Source organism: Microbulbifer sp. YPW16 (assembly GCF_021290385.1).
GTDB lineage: Bacteria > Pseudomonadota > Gammaproteobacteria > Pseudomonadales > Cellvibrionaceae > Microbulbifer > Microbulbifer zhoushanensis.
The window spans coordinates 293,376-309,574 of the sequence record NZ_CP089928.1; the positions used below are offsets into that span (position 1 = coordinate 293,376).

General features: G+C 61.5%; 15 protein-coding genes. 5 read left to right on the forward strand and 10 right to left on the reverse strand.

Annotated features, from left to right (window positions below; translation table 11 throughout):
* Nucleotides 1-22 precede the first annotated feature (22 nt).
* Nucleotides 23-958, forward strand: a complete 936-nt coding sequence (locus tag LVE68_RS01270; RefSeq protein WP_232942420.1) for a LysR family transcriptional regulator — start codon at nucleotides 23-25, stop codon at nucleotides 956-958.
* A gap of 78 nt (nucleotides 959-1,036) precedes the next feature.
* On the opposite strand, the gene LVE68_RS01275 is transcribed toward LVE68_RS01270, so the two are convergent.
* Nucleotides 1,037-2,152, reverse strand: a complete 1,116-nt coding sequence (locus LVE68_RS01275) for a cyanophycinase (RefSeq protein WP_232942421.1) — start codon at nucleotides 2,150-2,152, stop codon at nucleotides 1,037-1,039.
* Between the two features lie 335 nt (nucleotides 2,153-2,487).
* Between LVE68_RS01275 and LVE68_RS01280 the strand changes: the two genes are divergently transcribed.
* A complete protein-coding gene (locus tag LVE68_RS01280) occupies nucleotides 2,488-4,665 on the forward strand; it encodes a malate synthase G (protein WP_232942423.1) in 2,178 nt (725 codons plus the stop codon).
* A gap of 139 nt (nucleotides 4,666-4,804) precedes the next feature.
* Here LVE68_RS01280 and LVE68_RS01285 read toward each other — a convergent pair whose 3' ends face one another.
* From LVE68_RS01285 to LVE68_RS01315, 7 genes are all read right to left on the reverse strand, one after another.
* Nucleotides 4,805-5,329 (reverse strand): DUF7931 domain-containing protein, encoded by a 525-nt coding sequence (locus LVE68_RS01285; RefSeq protein WP_232942425.1) that lies wholly within the window; start codon nucleotides 5,327-5,329, stop codon nucleotides 4,805-4,807.
* Complete coding sequence (locus tag LVE68_RS01290; RefSeq protein WP_232942427.1) at nucleotides 5,322-5,741, reverse strand: GNAT family N-acetyltransferase; 420 nt, start codon at nucleotides 5,739-5,741, stop codon at nucleotides 5,322-5,324. Before LVE68_RS01290 ends, LVE68_RS01285 begins: the two co-directional genes overlap by 8 nt.
* A 19-nt stretch (nucleotides 5,742-5,760) precedes the next feature.
* A complete protein-coding gene (locus LVE68_RS01295) occupies nucleotides 5,761-6,927 on the reverse strand; it encodes a cupin domain-containing protein (protein ID WP_232942429.1) in 1,167 nt (388 codons plus the stop codon).
* A gap of 10 nt (nucleotides 6,928-6,937) precedes the next feature.
* Entirely contained in the window at nucleotides 6,938-8,311 is a 1,374-nt protein-coding gene (gene purB, locus LVE68_RS01300) for an adenylosuccinate lyase (protein WP_232942431.1), read from the reverse strand.
* Between the two features lie 15 nt (nucleotides 8,312-8,326).
* The gene (hflD, locus tag LVE68_RS01305; RefSeq protein ID WP_232942433.1) at nucleotides 8,327-8,962 is read right to left on the reverse strand and encodes a high frequency lysogenization protein HflD; all 636 of its coding nucleotides are present in this window, start codon (nucleotides 8,960-8,962) and stop codon (nucleotides 8,327-8,329) included.
* An 80-nt stretch (nucleotides 8,963-9,042) separates the two neighbouring features.
* A complete protein-coding gene (gene mnmA / locus LVE68_RS01310) occupies nucleotides 9,043-10,179 on the reverse strand; it encodes a tRNA 2-thiouridine(34) synthase MnmA (RefSeq protein ID WP_232942435.1) in 1,137 nt (378 codons plus the stop codon).
* Between the two features lie 106 nt (nucleotides 10,180-10,285).
* Nucleotides 10,286-10,873, reverse strand: coding sequence for a pseudouridine synthase (locus tag LVE68_RS01315; protein WP_232942437.1), 588 nt, complete (start codon nucleotides 10,871-10,873; stop codon nucleotides 10,286-10,288).
* A 153-nt stretch (nucleotides 10,874-11,026) separates the two neighbouring features.
* Here LVE68_RS01315 and icd point away from each other — a divergent pair, with 153 nt between their 5' ends.
* Complete coding sequence (gene icd, locus LVE68_RS01320; RefSeq protein ID WP_232942439.1) at nucleotides 11,027-12,277, forward strand: NADP-dependent isocitrate dehydrogenase; 1,251 nt, start codon at nucleotides 11,027-11,029, stop codon at nucleotides 12,275-12,277.
* A gap of 267 nt (nucleotides 12,278-12,544) precedes the next feature.
* Here the strand turns inward: icd and cspD are convergent, their stop codons facing one another.
* Complete coding sequence (gene cspD, locus LVE68_RS01325; RefSeq protein ID WP_305080392.1) at nucleotides 12,545-12,823, reverse strand: cold shock domain-containing protein CspD; 279 nt, start codon at nucleotides 12,821-12,823, stop codon at nucleotides 12,545-12,547.
* A gap of 276 nt (nucleotides 12,824-13,099) precedes the next feature.
* On the opposite strand from cspD, the gene clpS reads away from it, so the two are divergent.
* Both clpS and clpA read left to right on the forward strand, forming a co-directional pair.
* On the forward strand, nucleotides 13,100-13,477 hold the full coding sequence (gene clpS, locus LVE68_RS01330) for an ATP-dependent Clp protease adapter ClpS (RefSeq protein ID WP_233006747.1): 378 nt from the start codon (nucleotides 13,100-13,102) through the stop codon (nucleotides 13,475-13,477).
* Nucleotides 13,478-13,589: 112 nt separating this feature from the next.
* Nucleotides 13,590-15,866: an ATP-dependent Clp protease ATP-binding subunit ClpA gene (clpA, locus tag LVE68_RS01335; RefSeq protein ID WP_232942441.1), complete on the forward strand. Its 2,277-nt coding sequence runs from the start codon at nucleotides 13,590-13,592 to the stop codon at nucleotides 15,864-15,866.
* A gap of 85 nt (nucleotides 15,867-15,951) precedes the next feature.
* On the opposite strand, the gene infA is transcribed toward clpA, so the two are convergent.
* Nucleotides 15,952-16,170, reverse strand: a complete 219-nt coding sequence (gene infA / locus LVE68_RS01340; RefSeq protein WP_010130378.1) for a translation initiation factor IF-1 — start codon at nucleotides 16,168-16,170, stop codon at nucleotides 15,952-15,954.
* Between the last annotated feature and the right edge of the window lie 29 nt (nucleotides 16,171-16,199).

Genomic DNA, 16,199 nt, shown 5'->3' on the forward strand with positions numbered 1-16,199 from the left:
CACTATCAGTCAGATAAATACTATGAGCCTGGAAAGAGCCGACCTGAACCTGCTGGTCTACCTGGATGTGCTGTTGCGGGAGCGCAATGTCACCCGCGCCGCCAATTACCTGGGGCTGTCGCAGCCCGCCATGAGCAACGGCCTCAAGCGACTGCGGGAGCTGTTTGATGACCCGCTGCTGGTCCGCACCCGCGAGGGCATGATGCCCACCGAGCGGGCGCTGGAACTGCAGCCGATGGTGCGGGAAGCTCTGGCGTCCATCGACCGGGTAATCCAGCCCAACCGCGACTTCAAGCCTGACGGCGCCCGCCGGACCTTCCGCATCATGGCCAGCGATTACGCCGAGTCCACGCTGATCCCGCCGCTGCTGCGGCGCCTGCGGGACCAGGCGCCGGGCATCAGCCTGGACATCATGACGCCCAGTGACGTCAGCTTTGTCGACGTGGAGCAGGGCAAGGTGGATATGGTGATCAACCGCTTTGACAGCATGCCCCAGAGCTTCCACCAGGCCACCGTGTGGCGGGACAGCTTCTCCTGCGTAATGCGGGCAGATAACCCCATCCTGGAGGACTACACCCTGCAGTCGTACCTGAAGGCGCAGCACATCTGGGTCAGCAAGACTGGTATGGGTGTTGGCGTGGGGGTCAATCCCGAGGATGTGCAGCGCCTGGGCTGGGTCGACGAGGCCATCGGGCGCCAGGGGGAGAAACGCGATATCTCCGTGTTTACCCGCCACTACCAGGTTGCCATGCTGCTGGCGGAGCAGAGCGACCTGATTGTGACGGTGCCCACCCGGCTGGCGCAGCTGGCCAGCGACAACCCCCGGATCGCGCGCCGCGAGCCGCCACTGGATATCCCCCCACTGGAGCTGAAGATGGCCTGGAGCCCGCTGCTGCAGCAGAGTGCGCCGCATCGGTGGCTGCGGCGGCTGATCCTGGATATCGGGCGGCAGCTATAGGGCGCAGTCGCCAGCCACGCCACTTATCCCCGGGGCATCGGAGCTACCAGCGCCCGGGCCGGCCTGGAGGCTGGCGCTTCAGCAGCCGGTCTGGCAGTTGAAGTTGTCGTAGCCGGAAGTGGTATACCAGCTGCTGTTGCTACCGCCAGAGCCGCTCCAGTTACTGAGGTCGAAGCTGCCATGGCCGTCCGCGTCGCCCTGGATCCTGTAGACCGTAGCGGCCTGGCCACCGTTGTCCCAGACCAGGGGGGCGCCAGCGGTGATGCGCTCAGGAAAACTGTTGGGCTCCATGAAATAGGCCGCGCCTTCCCCGTAGACTGTGGCCACACCGTTGCCGTCCAGGGCGACGAAGGTCGCTTCCTCCAGCCCGATGGCTCGTGCGCCCAGGGTGCTCCGGTCCTGGATGCTGCGGGCCAGGAACCCGAATGTGCGTCCATGGCGCGTCTCAGCCTTGCGGCCATTTCCGGTGACCCGGTCCAGGTGGGTGTCGGTGATCACGCCGGCGAGTTGCGGGTGCAAGAGGAAATCGCCGTGATTGATGTCCTGGGTGTTGGCGTGATACGGGTCGTCGAGGATTTCCTTCGACAGGACGCCCAGGTTGGCAGGCGCATAGTAAGACTGGCCGAGAACGGCCAGGCCCGCGCTGGTGCCGGCGATCGGCGCCCGCTTCACGTTCAGGTGGTCATTGAGGGCATCTTCGACCAGGGTATCCTTCCAGAAGTCTTCATACTCATTCTGGTCGCCCCCGGCGATAAAAATGATCTCGGCATTCTGGATGTATGAAACCAGGGAGGGATCGTTGGCGGAGTTCCTGTCGTCGATTGAAAGCTCTGCCGCCGAGCCCAGGTCCGGGCCGAAAGTGTCGCACATCCAGTCTGCCTGGCCACCAGTACCGCCGGTGCGCAGTACGAGGTAGTCACCGCCGCGGGCGTGGTCAACCAGCCATTGGGTAGCGGCGATCTCGCCGGTGGCCCCGGCCTCAGCACCCCCGATGAGTAGTGAGGCCCGGGAAACGGAAGTGCTGTTGTCGGGCGTACCGCAGGCCTGGTAATACTCGGAGCTGCCACCGCCACCACCGCCGCCACCTCCACCGCCGTTTCCGCCACCGCCATCGTGGGGCGGCTTGGCCCAGGCGCCGGCGGCCATCAGGGCTACCATCGCAGCGATTGTCACTTGCTTCTTGCCTTGGTTCATAGAGGTACCTTTCTTATCAAGTTATTTTAAGTTTGCCTTCTCTCGCGCGGCGGCCGTGTATGGCCGTCCTCCTCCTGTGGTCTTTGCTCCCCTGCACCGCAGGGATGCATGACCGGATCGAGAAGAAGCTAGCATTAGGGAGTGGGAAGGAGTGGCGCCCATCCACACGGGGGAAAAAATTCGACAGAATGGGGCGAAAATTTAACAGTACGCCGGTAGCCCATTCTCACCGGAATTCACAATATGAATAGCGGGCATATAGTCAATAAATTAGTGTTATGTGGATGTGACTGTTTAGAATATGCCATCGCCATTAACCCGCAGGAGGCCTGGAAATGACGGAGCGAGTGAAAGTCGGGACGATGTTGGTAGCCAGGGAGCTTCAACAACTGATTGACGAGGAAGTGATCCCGGATACGGGAGTCGAAGCTGGCCATTTCTGGGCCGAGCTTGAAAAAATAGTCCGGGACCTGGCACCGGTTAACCGCTCCCTGCTCGACAAGCGCGACAGAATCCAGGAGCAGATCGACCAGTGGTACACCGACAATCCCGGCGCTTACCGGGACCTCGATCGGTATAAAGAATTCCTCCGCGAAATCGGCTACCTGGTCGCTGAGCCCGCTGATTTCAGTGCCGCTACCGAGAACGTGGACGAGGAAATCGCAACCATGGCCGGACCACAGCTGGTGGTGCCGGTAATGAACGCGCGCTATGCCCTCAATGCCGCAAATGCACGCTGGGGAAGCCTGTACGACGCCCTGTATGGCACCGATGTAATCAGCGAAGAGGGTGGGGCAGAGAAAGGTACAGGCTATAACCCGGTGCGGGGCGAGAAGGTGATTGCCTTTGGCCGGGAGTTCCTCGACCAGGCGGCACCACTCACCGAGGGCAGCCACCGCGATGCAGTGGAATACCGGATTAATGGGAACCTGGTTGAGGTTCTGTTGCGCAACGGTGATATCGCCACGCTCAAGAGCCGTGGCCAGTTCCTTGGCTTTAACGGCGATGCCAACACTCCCGATGCCATCCTGCTGCAGCAGAATGGCCTGCGCTTTGAAATCCAGGTTGACCGGGACAGCCCGATCGGCAAGACAGATGCCGCGGGCGTGAAAGATATCCTGATGGAATCGGCACTGACCACCATCATGGATTGCGAAGATTCCGTCGCAGCAGTGGACGCCGAAGACAAGGTTGTGGTGTACCGCAACTGGCTGGGCCTGATGAAAGGCAACCTTGAGGAGTCCATCGACAAGGGCGGCAAGACCTTTGTCCGCAAGTTGAACGCAGACCGCGAATACAAGGCGCGGGATGGCAGCAGCTTCACCCTGCCCGGGCGCAGTCTGATGTTTGTTCGCAATGTCGGCCACCTGATGACGAACGATGCGATCCTCGATGGTGATGGCAATGAGGTGCCTGAGGGGATCCTGGACGGCATGATCACCAGCCTGATCGCGCTGCACGATATCCGCGGCAGCGGGGAGCAGAAGAATTCCCGCAGCGGCAGCATCTATATCGTCAAGCCGAAGATGCACGGCCCGGAGGAAGTGGCTTTTGCCAACACCCTGTTCGACCGTATCGAAGATGCCCTGGGCCTGGAGCGCAATACACTGAAAATGGGCATCATGGACGAGGAGCGCCGCACTACCGTCAACCTCAAGGCCTGTATTGCAGCCGCGCGGGAGCGAGTGGTATTTATCAACACTGGCTTCCTCGACCGTACCGGGGACGAAATCCATACCTCCATGCTGGCTGGCCCGATGATCCGCAAGGGCGACATGAAGCAGTCCACCTGGATCAATGCCTATGAAGACTGGAACGTGGATGTAGGCCTTGCTACCGGCCTCAAGGGGCGAGCGCAAATCGGCAAGGGCATGTGGCCCATGCCCGAGAAGATGGCGGCCATGATGGAGGCCAAGATTGGCCACCCCATGTCTGGAGCCAATACTGCCTGGGTGCCATCGCCCACCGCCGCGACGCTGCACGCCCTGCATTACCACCGGGTGAATGTGGCCGAGCGCCAGGAACTGCTGGCGGCGCGCGAGCCGGCCAGTCTGGACGATATCCTCACGGTGCCGGTGGCAGAGGATACCGGCTGGAGCGCCGAAGAGATCCAGCGCGAACTGGATAACAATGCCCAGGGCATCCTTGGTTACGTGGTGCGCTGGGTGGAGCAGGGCGTGGGTTGTTCCAAGGTGCCGGATATCAACGATGTCGGGCTGATGGAAGATCGCGCTACCCTGCGTATTTCCTCACAGCATATTGCCAACTGGCTCAAGCAGGGCATTGTCAGCGAGGCGCAGGTCCGGGAAACCATGGAGCGGATGGCAGCGGTGGTTGACCGGCAGAATGCCGGTGACGACAACTACCGCAATATGGCCCCGGACTTTGACCAGAGCGTGGCATTCCAGGCGGCCTGTGAACTGGTGTTCGAGGGCTGTGCACAGCCCAATGGTTACACCGAGCCGGTATTGCATCGTCGCCGCCGGGAGTTCAAGTCCAGGCAGCGCGCCTGATAACCCCGGCTTTTTCCTGCCCGGATGCACCGGCTGCGGCCGGTGTGGGCGGGGACGGTGAAAGCTCTGCAGTAAAAAACGGGGGCTGACGTCCAGGGATGGGCATCGGGCAGGCCACCGTCCTGTTATCCCGCACCAGTCAGAGAAACAGCCTGCGCAGGGCGGGATCCTCTGATGCCTGTTCCCACTGCTGCTGGAATGTTTCTGCGAGCCGGCGGGCACGCACCCGGTCATCCGCCGCGTAAACCCCAAGCCATTGTTCGCGATCCTCGCGCAGCAATACGTCCCGGGTGTCACCGAGCACAAATTCCATCTGCGGTGTTTCCACCGTGGCATTGATGCAACGTAACTGGATGCGGCTGCTGAGTCGTTGCGCCAGGTTGTGGGTGCGGTTGAATTCTCGGGCGAGCCTGTCACTGTCGCGCACCAGGATCTGCAGCTGGGCATAGCGGCTGCGTCGGGCAAATTCGGAGATAGCCCCGGCCACCAGGTGGTCGCTGTAGAGCTCGTGTGCCAGGTGGCCAGAGAAAATAAACACGCGGCGACGGGCGCCCTGCAGCAGCTCGACCAGAGCAGTGCGGAAATCGCCGGCGTTTTCCAGCGGCCTGGCAGCTACAGTGGGTCCCGCTTCGCTGTTAGGTTCTTCCGTGTCGCGGTCAGGCAAGTGTCCGCTCCATCCGGATGTGTGCGATGCCCGCTTCCTCGAACTCTTCACCGACGGGGACAAACCCGGCCTTGCGGTAAAACGCCTCGGCATGGCGCTGGGCATGCAGGTAGACCTTCGGCAGGCCGTTGCCCCGCGCAAAAGTGCAGATGCTCTGCAGCAGCCTCAGGCCCAGCCCGGTGCCCCGCAACTCCGGCAGGATCGCCATGCGACCGATCTTCCCGGCCGACAGAATCCGGCCGGTCCCTACGGGAACGCCATCCTGCAGCACCAGGAAATGCTGGGCGGCATCTTCCTGGTCGTCCCACTCGATAGCAGGGTCTACGCCCTGCTCACGAATAAACACGGCGTCGCGGATTGCGCGCAGGTGCTCCCGGTCGCTATCCCAGTCGGCGGTGCGGATTTCCAGCATTGTTTCCCCGTTTGCCACTTCAGAAGTCCTCCGGCGGATAGATCAGCGTACCCTGGGCCACCAGCAGGTCGACCAGACCGTCCGCGCTGCCGATTTCGGGGAAATCGTCAATATCTCCCTGGTCGACCTGGTGGCTCGAACAGAAGCGCTCGGCAAAGGCCAGCGGTGCCGGGAATGACTCCCCATCGACGAACAGCGTTTCCGGGTCGCGGCAGAAGGCGCAGCGTGAGGCCGGGTTGAGTACCAGCATGGCGCCATCGGGCAGCTGTTCGCGCCAGTCGGTGGCTTCACCGGCATCCAGCGCGACCGTATCCGGGTACTTGGCTTCAGTCATCACCGCGCCGAACCACTGGGCAATATTCTGCGGCTGCAGCAGCCACTCCGCCAGCTGCCCCTGCAGGCGTGCCACTGCGGCGGGATCAATTTCAGCCGGCACTGTCGCGGGCTTGAGGCCGGGGTCCGAGTAGCGCAGGTGGTCCGGCAGGGCGTGGGCCAGCTCCGCCGCCAGGTCCTCGAGAATGGTTTTTGCGGACGGGGCACGGAAACCGATGGAGATGGTGGTGCAACCGCCTTCGGCGATACCCCAGTGGCTGTACTGTGGTGGCAGGTACAGCATGTCACCGGGCTCCAGCAGCCAGCTGTTTTCCGGTTCGAATTCCCTGAGGATATTCAACGGCGTTCCCTCGACGCGGGGGCTCTGGTCGTCCACGCGCGGGCCCTGGTGCCAGAGGCGCTTTCCCTCAGCCTGTAGCAGGAAGACATCGTAGTAATCGAAGTGGGGGCCCACGCTGCCCTGGTCGGCGGCGTAGCTGATCATCACGTCGTCCAGTCGCCAGTCGGGCAGGAACTGGAAGTATTCCTTCAGGTCCGCCACCTCCGACATCCACTGGTCCACCGCCTGTACCAGCAGGGTCCAGTGACTGCGGGGCAGGGAGAGGAAGTCCTCCTCGGTGAACGGTCCATTGCGCAGCTGCCAGGGACCCTCGTCACCGTGCTCCAGCACCAGCCGCGACTCTACGGACTCCTCCAGCGCCATCCCCGCCAGCTCCTCTCCGGTGATTGGCGGCTCGAAATCGGGGAAGGCATTGCGAATCAGCAGCGGTTTCTGCTGCCAGTAATCGCGCAGGAACTCCGCCACCGGCATCTCGCCGAGATGGGTGAGCGGCCGGGGCAGGGAAGTGGTCACAGCAGGCTCCTCAGATCTTCTTCGCCTGGGCGACGGCGTTGCCGATATAGCCGGCCGGCGTCAGCTCGTGCAGGGACTGCCTGGCTTCCTCGGGGATCTCCAGCTTGTCGATAAACGCCTTGAGGGTCTCACGGTTGATACCCTGGCCGCGGGTCAGCGCCTTGAGCTTCTCGTAGGGTTCCTCGATGTTGTAGCGGCGCATTACCGTCTGGATCGGTTCTGCCAGGACCTCCCACGCGTTGTCCAGGTCTTCCTCGAGGCGGGCCGGGTTGATCTCCAGCTTGCCCAGGCCCTTGAGGGTGGCGGCGTAGGCAATGGCTGCGTAGCCCGCACCCACACCCATATTGCGCAGTACGGTAGAGTCGGTCAGGTCGCGCTGCCAGCGGGAAATCGGGAGTTTTGCCGCCAGGTGCTGGAATACCGCATTGGCCAGGCCCAGGTTGCCCTCGGAGTTCTCGAAGTCGATGGGGTTGACCTTGTGCGGCATGGTGGAGGAGCCCACTTCGCCGGCGACGACTTTCTGCTTGAAATAGCCCAGGGAGATATAGCCCCAGATATCCCGGTCGAAGTCGATCAGGATGGTATTGAAGCGGCAGACTGCATCGAACAGTTCGGCAATGTAGTCGTGCGGTTCGATCTGGGTGGTGTAGGGGTTCCAGGACAGGCCCAGCGAGGTCACAAACTGTTCGGCATTGGCTTCCCAGTCGATTTCCGGGTAGGCGGAGAGGTGGGCGTTGTAGTTACCCACGGCACCGTTGATCTTGCCCAGCAGCTCCACCTCATGGATCTGTTTCAGCTGGCGGCGCAGGCGCGCCACCACGTTTGCCAGCTCCTTGCCCACGGTGGTGGGGCTGGCGGTCTGGCCGTGGGTGCGGGAGAGCATCGGGACGTCGGCGAAGTCCTGGGCCAGTTCGGCCACCTTGCTGACGATCTGGTTCATCGCGGGGAGCAACACCTGGTCGCGGCCGGCGCGCAGCATCAACGCGTGGGAGAGATTATTGATATCCTCGGAAGTACAGGCGAAATGCACGAATTCGCTGACCTGGGCCAGCTCCTCATTGCCGGCGATCTTGTCCTTGAGGAAATATTCCACCGCTTTTACGTCGTGGTTGGTGGTGCGCTCGATTTCCTTGATGCGTTCAGCGTCTTCCACCGAGAACCTGGCAATGATGTCGTCGAGTAACTGGTCAGTGGCAGCACTGAAAGCCGGGACCTCGGCGATTTCATCGTGGCGTGACAGCTGTTGCAGCCAGCGCACTTCAACTTCAACCCGCGCGCGAATCAGGCCGTATTCACTGAAGATGTCGCGCAGGGCCGCGGTCTTGCTTTCGTAGCGGCCGTCGATCGGTGAGACCGCGGTCAGCGCGGATAACTCGACTGTCATGATATTTCTCCGAAATTACATATTGGCTTGTTCAAGTTCCGCGATCAGTTGCTCGGTCGCGGCCAGCAGCTTCTTGCGCTGGAAAATCAGGTGCAGCCTGCTGCCGCCAAGCTGGCGCCACAGGGTCGCGGCGCGCACGCCGGCAAACAGCATGGTGCGAATCTCGTTGGCAATCCGCTGTTGCTGCAGGAAATTGAAATCGCCCAGTACCTGGATACGGAAACGGAAAGTGCTCAGGGTGTCCGTATAGATGCTCGCCAGGTTGGAAAACACGTTCTCGTGAGTCAGGCTGAAATGCTCGGCTTGTACCCGCGCCTTGTCCAGGCGGCTGCCAATGATGGCGAGCAGGTCCTGTTTCTTGGCCAGCTGTCGCTGCAGGTACAGTATGGACAGGGCATAGCGCAGGCAGTCGGTATATTCCGGATGCTGGCGTGTCCGCAGCAACTGGCTGGAGACCCGCAGTCCGGGCAGGAGCTTGTCGGCGCCGTCGAATACATCGTCGGCCCGATCGGGGTTGACCTGGAACAGGCTGTAAACCGCCGTCTGCAGCTGCTCATCGGGGGCACTGCCGGTTTTCGCCAGGCGCTCTACGAGCATGGATGCCTGGAATATCCCCGCCAGGGCAATTGCCTGGTCCCGCCACTTGCTCAAGTTCTCTCCTTAGACTGCTCTGTACTGTTGGCGATCGCCATGGCGACCGCACTACAACGTTGCTTGCTGCTCCCCGGGGCTTACCGGTATTTCTCCGGCACTCGCTCGCCGACGCCGGTGGCGCGCTCGATCACGGCACCGCCGAGGCAGATATCGCCATCGTAAAGCACAAGGGACTGGCCTGGGGTGATAGCCCGCTGGGGCTCATCGAAACTGACGTCCAGCTCACCATTTTCCAGGACCCGGACGTTGCAGTCCTGGTCCGGCTGGCGATAGCGGGTCTTGGCCCGGGCCCGGAACTGCTCACCGGGCGCGCTGCCGTTGATCCAGTGCGTCTGGGAGGCGTGCAGCCCGGTTCCATAGAGCAGGGGATGGTGCGCTCCCTGGGCCACGATCAACACATTGCGCTCCAGGTCCTTGCCCACCACGTACCAGGGGGCATCGCCGCCACCCTTGACGCCGCCGATACCCAGCCCCTGGCGCTGGCCGATGGTGTGGTACATCAGGCCGGCATGGCGTCCCATAACCTCACCCTCCGGCGTTTCCATATCCCCGGGCTGGGCCGGCAGGTATTGCTCCAGGAAGTCCTTGAAGCGTCGTTCGCCGATAAAGCAGATGCCGGTGCTGTCTTTCTTGTCGTGGGTTACAAAGCCGTTCTCTTCCGCGATCTGGCGCACCTCAGGCTTCTCCAGCTCGCCCAGTGGAAACAGCGAGCGGGCGAACTCTTCCTCGCCCACAGCGTGGAGGAAGTAGCTCTGGTCCTTGTTGGCATCCAGGCCCTTCAGCAGGTAGGTGTGGCCGTCGATGTCCCGGCGGCGGGCGTAATGGCCCGTGGCGATGGCGTCGGCGCCCAGCATCTCCGCGTACTCCAGGAAGACCTTGAACTTGATCTCCCGGTTGCAGAGGATGTCCGGGTTGGGTGTGCGGCCCGCGCGGTACTCCGAGAGGAAGTACTCGAACACGTGATCCCAGTACTCGGCGGCGAAGTTTGCGGTATGCAGCTTGATGCCCAGGCGCTCGGCCACGGCCTCGGCATCGGCGAGGTCGGCCTTGGCCGTACAGTATTCGGTACCGTCGTCCTCATCCCAGTTCTTCATGAAGAGGCCCTCAACCTGGTAGCCCTGCTGCAGAAGCAGGAGGGCGGCCACGGATGAGTCTACCCCGCCGGACATGCCGACGATGACGCGCTGGGGCTGTTTGACTGTAGATTCAGGCATGCTGGATGGGACTGGCTGTTACTGCTTGAAAAAGGGGCGCAATTTTAACCGCGAAAAGCCGCTGTGGCCATGTTTGGGTTGTTCTACCCTTATAGCCGGCCATCCTTCAGCGGCGGCGGGGTCGTCTTGCCGCCGGTGCCGCAACCGGTGCGGCGAATACCTCTTCCTGGCGGTGCTCGCCCGGCTGCAGTGTCCCCAGTTGCCAGCTGCCGATGGCCGTGCGGACCAGGCGCAGGGTCGGGTGCCCCACGGCAGCGGTCATGCGCCGCACCTGCCGGTTGCGTCCCTCGCGGATGGTCAGTTCGAGCCAGCTGGTGGGGACCGACTTGCGTTCGCGTACCGGTGGGTTCCGCGGCCACAGGTCCGGCGGGTCCAGTCGCCGCGCGCGAGCCGGGGCTGTGCGACCGTCCTTCAGTTCGACACCGCGGCGCAGGGCCGACAGGGCCTCGGCACCGATATCGCCCTCCACCTGTACCCAGTAAGTCTTCGGCAGCTTCTGGCGCGGGTGGGCGATCTGGTGCTGCAGGCGCCCGTCATCGGTGAGCAGCAGTAGCCCCTCGGAATCGAAGTCGAGCCGGCCTGCGGCGTAGACCCCCTTGCGACGGATGAAATCCGCCAGGGTGGGGCGGCCCCGCTCGTCCGTGAACTGGCTCAAAACGCCGTAGGGTTTGTTAAAAAGGATGATGTTGCTCATAAGCCGGTTTAAATGAGTATTGTAATCCAACTACAAAAATGAGTGGATACTGATATAATCCCGCCGATTTTTCATCCCGCCAGCGGAGAAGAAGAGGGCGGGGCAAGCAACACCCGACCGAAATAGTCAAAGAGTTTTGGGAGTTTAAACGATATGGGTCATATCCAAGTGCCGGCAGACGGCGAGAAAATTACAGTCAATTCCGACGGTTCGCTGAATGTTCCGAATCGCCCGATCGTACCGTTTATCGAGGGTGACGGCATCGGCGTGGATATCACCCCGGTAATGCGCAAGGTCATCGACGCGGCGGTCGAGAAGGCTTCCGGCGGCGACAAGGCCATTTCCTGGATGGAGATCTACTGCGGCGAGAAGGCTGCCGAGACCTACGCTGGCGACTGGTTCCCGGCTGAGACCCTGGAAGCCCTGAAAGAATACGCTGTGGGCATCAAGGGCCCGCTGACCACCCCGGTTGGTGGTGGCTTCCGCTCACTGAACGTTGCCCTGCGCCAGGAGCTGGACCTGTACGTGTGCCAGCGCCCGGTTCGCTGGTTCACTGGTGTACCTTCGCCGGTCAAGAAGCCGAACGAAGTGGATATGGTGATCTTCCGTGAGAACTCCGAGGACATCTACGCCGGTATCGAGTGGAAAGCGGATACCGACGAAGCCAAGAAGGTCATCAAGTTCCTGCAGGAAGAGATGGGCGTCAAGAAGATCCGCTTCCCGGAGCACTGCGGTATCGGCGTCAAGCCGGTTTCTGCCGAAGGCACCAAGCGCCTGGTGCGCAAGGCGATCCAGTACGCCGTAGACCAGGACCGCGACTCCGTGACCCTGGTACACAAGGGCAACATCATGAAGTTCACCGAAGGTGCCTTCGCCGACTGGGGCTACGAGCTGGCCCGTGACGAGTTTGGCGCGCAGCCGCTGGACGGCGGCCCCTGGCACAGCTTCAAGAACCCGAACACCGGCAAGGAGATCGTGGTCAAGGACGTAATCGCCGACGCCATGCTGCAGCAGGTACTGCTGCGCCCGGCCGAGTACGACGTGATTGCGACCCTGAACCTGAACGGTGACTACCTGTCCGACGCCCTGGCAGCCCAGGTTGGCGGTATCGGTATCGCCCCGGGTGCGAACATCTCCGACGAAGTGGCCCTGTTCGAGGCAACTCACGGCACTGCGCCCAAGTACGCCGGCCAGGACAAGGTGAACCCGGGCTCCCTGATTCTCTCTGCCGAGATGATGCTGCGCCACATGGGCTGGAACGACGCCGCCGACCTGGTGATCAAGGGTATGGAAGGTGCGATCGCTGCCAAGACCGTGACCTATGACTTCGAGCGCCTGATGGATGGTGCCGACCTGAAGTCCTGCTCCGAGTTTGGTGACGAAGTGATCAAGCATATGGCCTGATCCGTAAGTCGCGACAGTGACTGACGAAAAAGCCCCGCCTCGTGAGAGGCGGGGCTTTTTGTTTGCCTGTTATTTACCTGCTTGGCCGGGGCGGGGGTTGTGCGGGCTTGCCCGGCATATCCGGGTGCAGTGACCTGGCCTGCCAGGAGGGCGGTGCCTGATGCGGGTTTCATCCCGGCGGGGCTGTAAGATGCCCGCCGGGTTTCCTGCGGCAGTCACTGCTCGTGGCAAAAGGTGTGGGGTTGGCGGGGCGTGATGCGCCCGGGCTCAGCCGAGTGCTTCAGCCTCTTTCTCTCTCTGGCCGCTCTCTTCGCTGGAGCTGTCCTTTCTGGGCTGGGCCGCTGCGCCAACATTGATATTGGCCGCATGAAATCCCTTGTCACCCTTGATGATATCGAAGCTGACCTGCTGGCCTGCCTTCAGGGTTCGGTAACCCTCCATCTGGATCGCGGAGTAATGCGCGAACAGGTCTTCACCCCCTTCGTCCGCGAGAATGAACCCGTAGCCTTTGGCATTATTGAACCATTTGACGGTACCGGTAGGCATGGCGAAATCCCTCTAATTGCCGGGGCGACTGCAGGCCGCCTTACAGAGTGTCTTTTATCGTTATCGAAGCTTGTTGCTTGATTACCGCTTGCGTCCCTGCGGTAGCGCAGCCTCAGTGAGAGGCATGCACTACCTCTTGTAGCTAACTGACCTGCTAATGTCAAGGGGTGTGGATGCCTGCCCGGCAAGGCAAATGAGGGTACAATGCCGCCATAAAGCAAGGTGCCCGGAATGCCCGTGGCACTTAAGGTTGCCACCAATATATTGAAAATAGCTATGAGCAGGAATAGTGTGATTGAGCTCAGTTCCGGTGACGGGAATGACATTCCCTACGAAGACGATTTTGACGGTGATCTGGCGCTTGAAGAGGCGCCTGCGCGAGTCAAGCGTCCTCCCATGTACAAGGTCGTCATGCTCAATGATGACTACACCCCGATGGACTTCGTAGTGGAAATTCTGGAGATGTTTTTCGGGGCTGACCGGGAGCGCGCCACTCGCCTGATGCTGCAGATACATACAGAGGGAAAAGCGATCTGCGGTGTCTATACTCGAGATATAGCGGAAACAAAGGCAGCACAGGTCAATCAATTTGCCAGGGACCACCAGCATCCTCTGCTGTGTGAGATCGAAGCTGATGAGAGCGAAGAAGATTGATTCAGGTCCCGTTGCCCGAAAGGAATCGGGCGCATTCACAACCGCCGTTCCGCGGCGCGCACTGGACAGGTGAATGGCGGGTGATTAAGGCATACGAGGGTTCGAGGTTTAGATGCTCAGCAAGGATTTAGAGGTAACGCTCAATCTGGCGTTCAAAGGTGCGCGCGCCAAACGGCATGAGTTCATGACGGTGGAGCATCTCCTGCTCGCGCTGCTCGACAATGAATCCGCTGCCGATGTGCTGCACGCCTGTGGTGCCGACCTGAGTGCGTTGCGCCGCGAACTGCTGGAGTTTGTGGACTCTACCACGCCGTTGATTCCAGAGTCCGACACCGAGCGCGAGACCCAGCCCACGCTGGGATTCCAGCGTGTACTGCAGCGGGCGGTGTTCCACGTGCAGTCGTCGGGCAAGAAAGAGGTGACCGGTGCAAATGTGCTGGTGGCGATCTTCTGCGAGCAGGAGAGCCAGGCCGTTTACTACCTCAAGCAACAGAGCGTGGCCCGGATCGACGTGGTGAATTACATTACCCACGGCATTTCCCGGGTGGGCTCCAGTGGCAACAACACCCACAGCGCCGAACCCTCTCCCGAGCAGACGGACGAGGATCTGGCTCCGGGCGGCGAGCCCGGTGGCTCCGACCCCCTGGAAAGTTATGCTACCAACCTCAACCAGGAGGCAATACTGGGCCGTATCGACCCCCTGGTCGGGCGTGGCCCCGAGGTAGAGCGGGTAACCCAGGTGCTGGCACGCCGGCGCAAGAACAACCCGCTGCTGGTGGGCGAGTCCGGCGTGGGCAAGACAGCCATCGCCGAAGGCCTTGCACGCCGCATTGTGGACGAGGACGTGCCCGAGACGCTGCGCAATGCCACCATCTACTCCCTCGACCTGGGCTCGCTGCTGGCCGGCACCAAGTATCGGGGTGATTTCGAGAAACGCTTCAAGGCCCTGCTGGCCGAGCTGCGCAAGCGGGACCAGGCCATCCTCTTCATTGACGAGATCCACACCATCATCGGTGCCGGTGCGGCATCGGGCGGGGTAATGGATGCATCCAACCTGCTCAAGCCGCTGCTTTCCAGTGGCCACCTGCGCTGCATCGGTTCAACCACATTCACCGAGTACCGAGGCATCTTCGAGAAGGATCGGGCCCTCTCGCGGCGCTTCCAGAAGATCGACGTCAATGAGCCGTCGATCGAGGAAACGGTACAGATCCTGCGCGGCCTGAAGACCTGCTTCGAGGATCATCACCGGGTGCACTTCACCGATGGCGCCCTGGAGGCGGCAGCCCAGCTGTCCAGCCGCCATATCACCGAGCGCTTCCTGCCCGACAAGGCAATCGACGTCATCGATGAGGCAGGCGCCTTCCAGGCGTTGCTCCCTGCGGAAGAGCGCAAGGAGGTCATCGGGGTAGAGGATATCGAGGCGGTCATTGCCAAGATTGCCCGGATCCCCGCGAAGAGTGTGTCTGCATCCGACAAGGAGCAGCTGGCGCGCCTGGATGACAACCTCAAGATGGTGGTGTTCGGGCAGGACGAGGCGATCGGTGCACTGGGCACCTCGATCAAGCTCAGCCGTGCCGGCCTGGGTGCAGAAGAAAAGCCCATCGGCTCTTTCCTGTTCGCCGGCCCCACCGGTGTGGGCAAGACCGAGCTGTGCCGTCAGTTGGCCAAGGTGATGGGTATCGAGCTGATCCGGTTCGATATGTCAGAGTATATGGAGCGCCACACGGTGTCCCGCCTGATCGGCGCGCCTCCCGGTTACGTGGGCTTCGACCAGGGTGGCCTGCTTACCGATGCGGTCACCAAGCACCCGCACAGTGTGGTTTTGCTCGATGAGATCGAGAAGGCCCATCCGGAGGTCTTCAACCTGCTGCTGCAGGTCATGGATCACGGCACCCTGACCGACAACAATGGCCGCAAGGCGGATTTCCGCAACGTCATCCTGATCATGACCACCAATGCCGGTGCCGAGCTGATGAGCCGCCGGTCCATCGGCTTTACCTCGCAGGATCACTCCAGCGACGGTATGGAGCAGATCAAGAAGATGTTTACCCCGGAGTTCCGCAACCGCCTGGACAGTATCATCCAGTTCGGCGCACTCAGTTTCGATGTTGTGAAGACCGTGGTGGACAAGTTTATTGTGGAGCTGCAGGCCCAGCTGGATGAGTCCAGTGTTACGCTGGAAGTCAGCGAGGAGGCCCGGGAGTGGCTGGCACGCCATGGCTACGATGAGAAAATGGGTGCCCGGCCCATGGCCAGGCTGATCCGCGACAGGGTGCGCAAGCCCCTGGCAGAGGCGGTGCTGTTCGGGGACCTGTCCGAGGAGGGCGGTCGCGTCGAGGTCACTGTCGAGAACGACGAGTTGCAGATCAAGACCGCTGTGCCCGCCTGAACCGGTCCCGGACCGGGCGGGGCGACGCCCCCCAAACGAAAAAGGCCACCAGGGGTGGCCTTTTTCATGCCTGTTACCGGCTTCCTCAGCGGGCGCGGTAAGTGATGCGGCCCTTGCTCAGGTCATAGGGAGTCAGCTCTACCTTGACCTTGTCGCCAGTGAGGATGCGGATGTAGTTCTTGCGCATTTTTCCGGAGATGTGCGCGATCACCACGTGTCCGTTTTCGAGCTTTACGCGGAAAGTGGTGTTCGGCAGGGTGTCGATCACCTCGCCTTCCATCTCAATGTAATCGTCTTTCGCCATGCGGCAGTAACCTTCAAAATAACTTTATC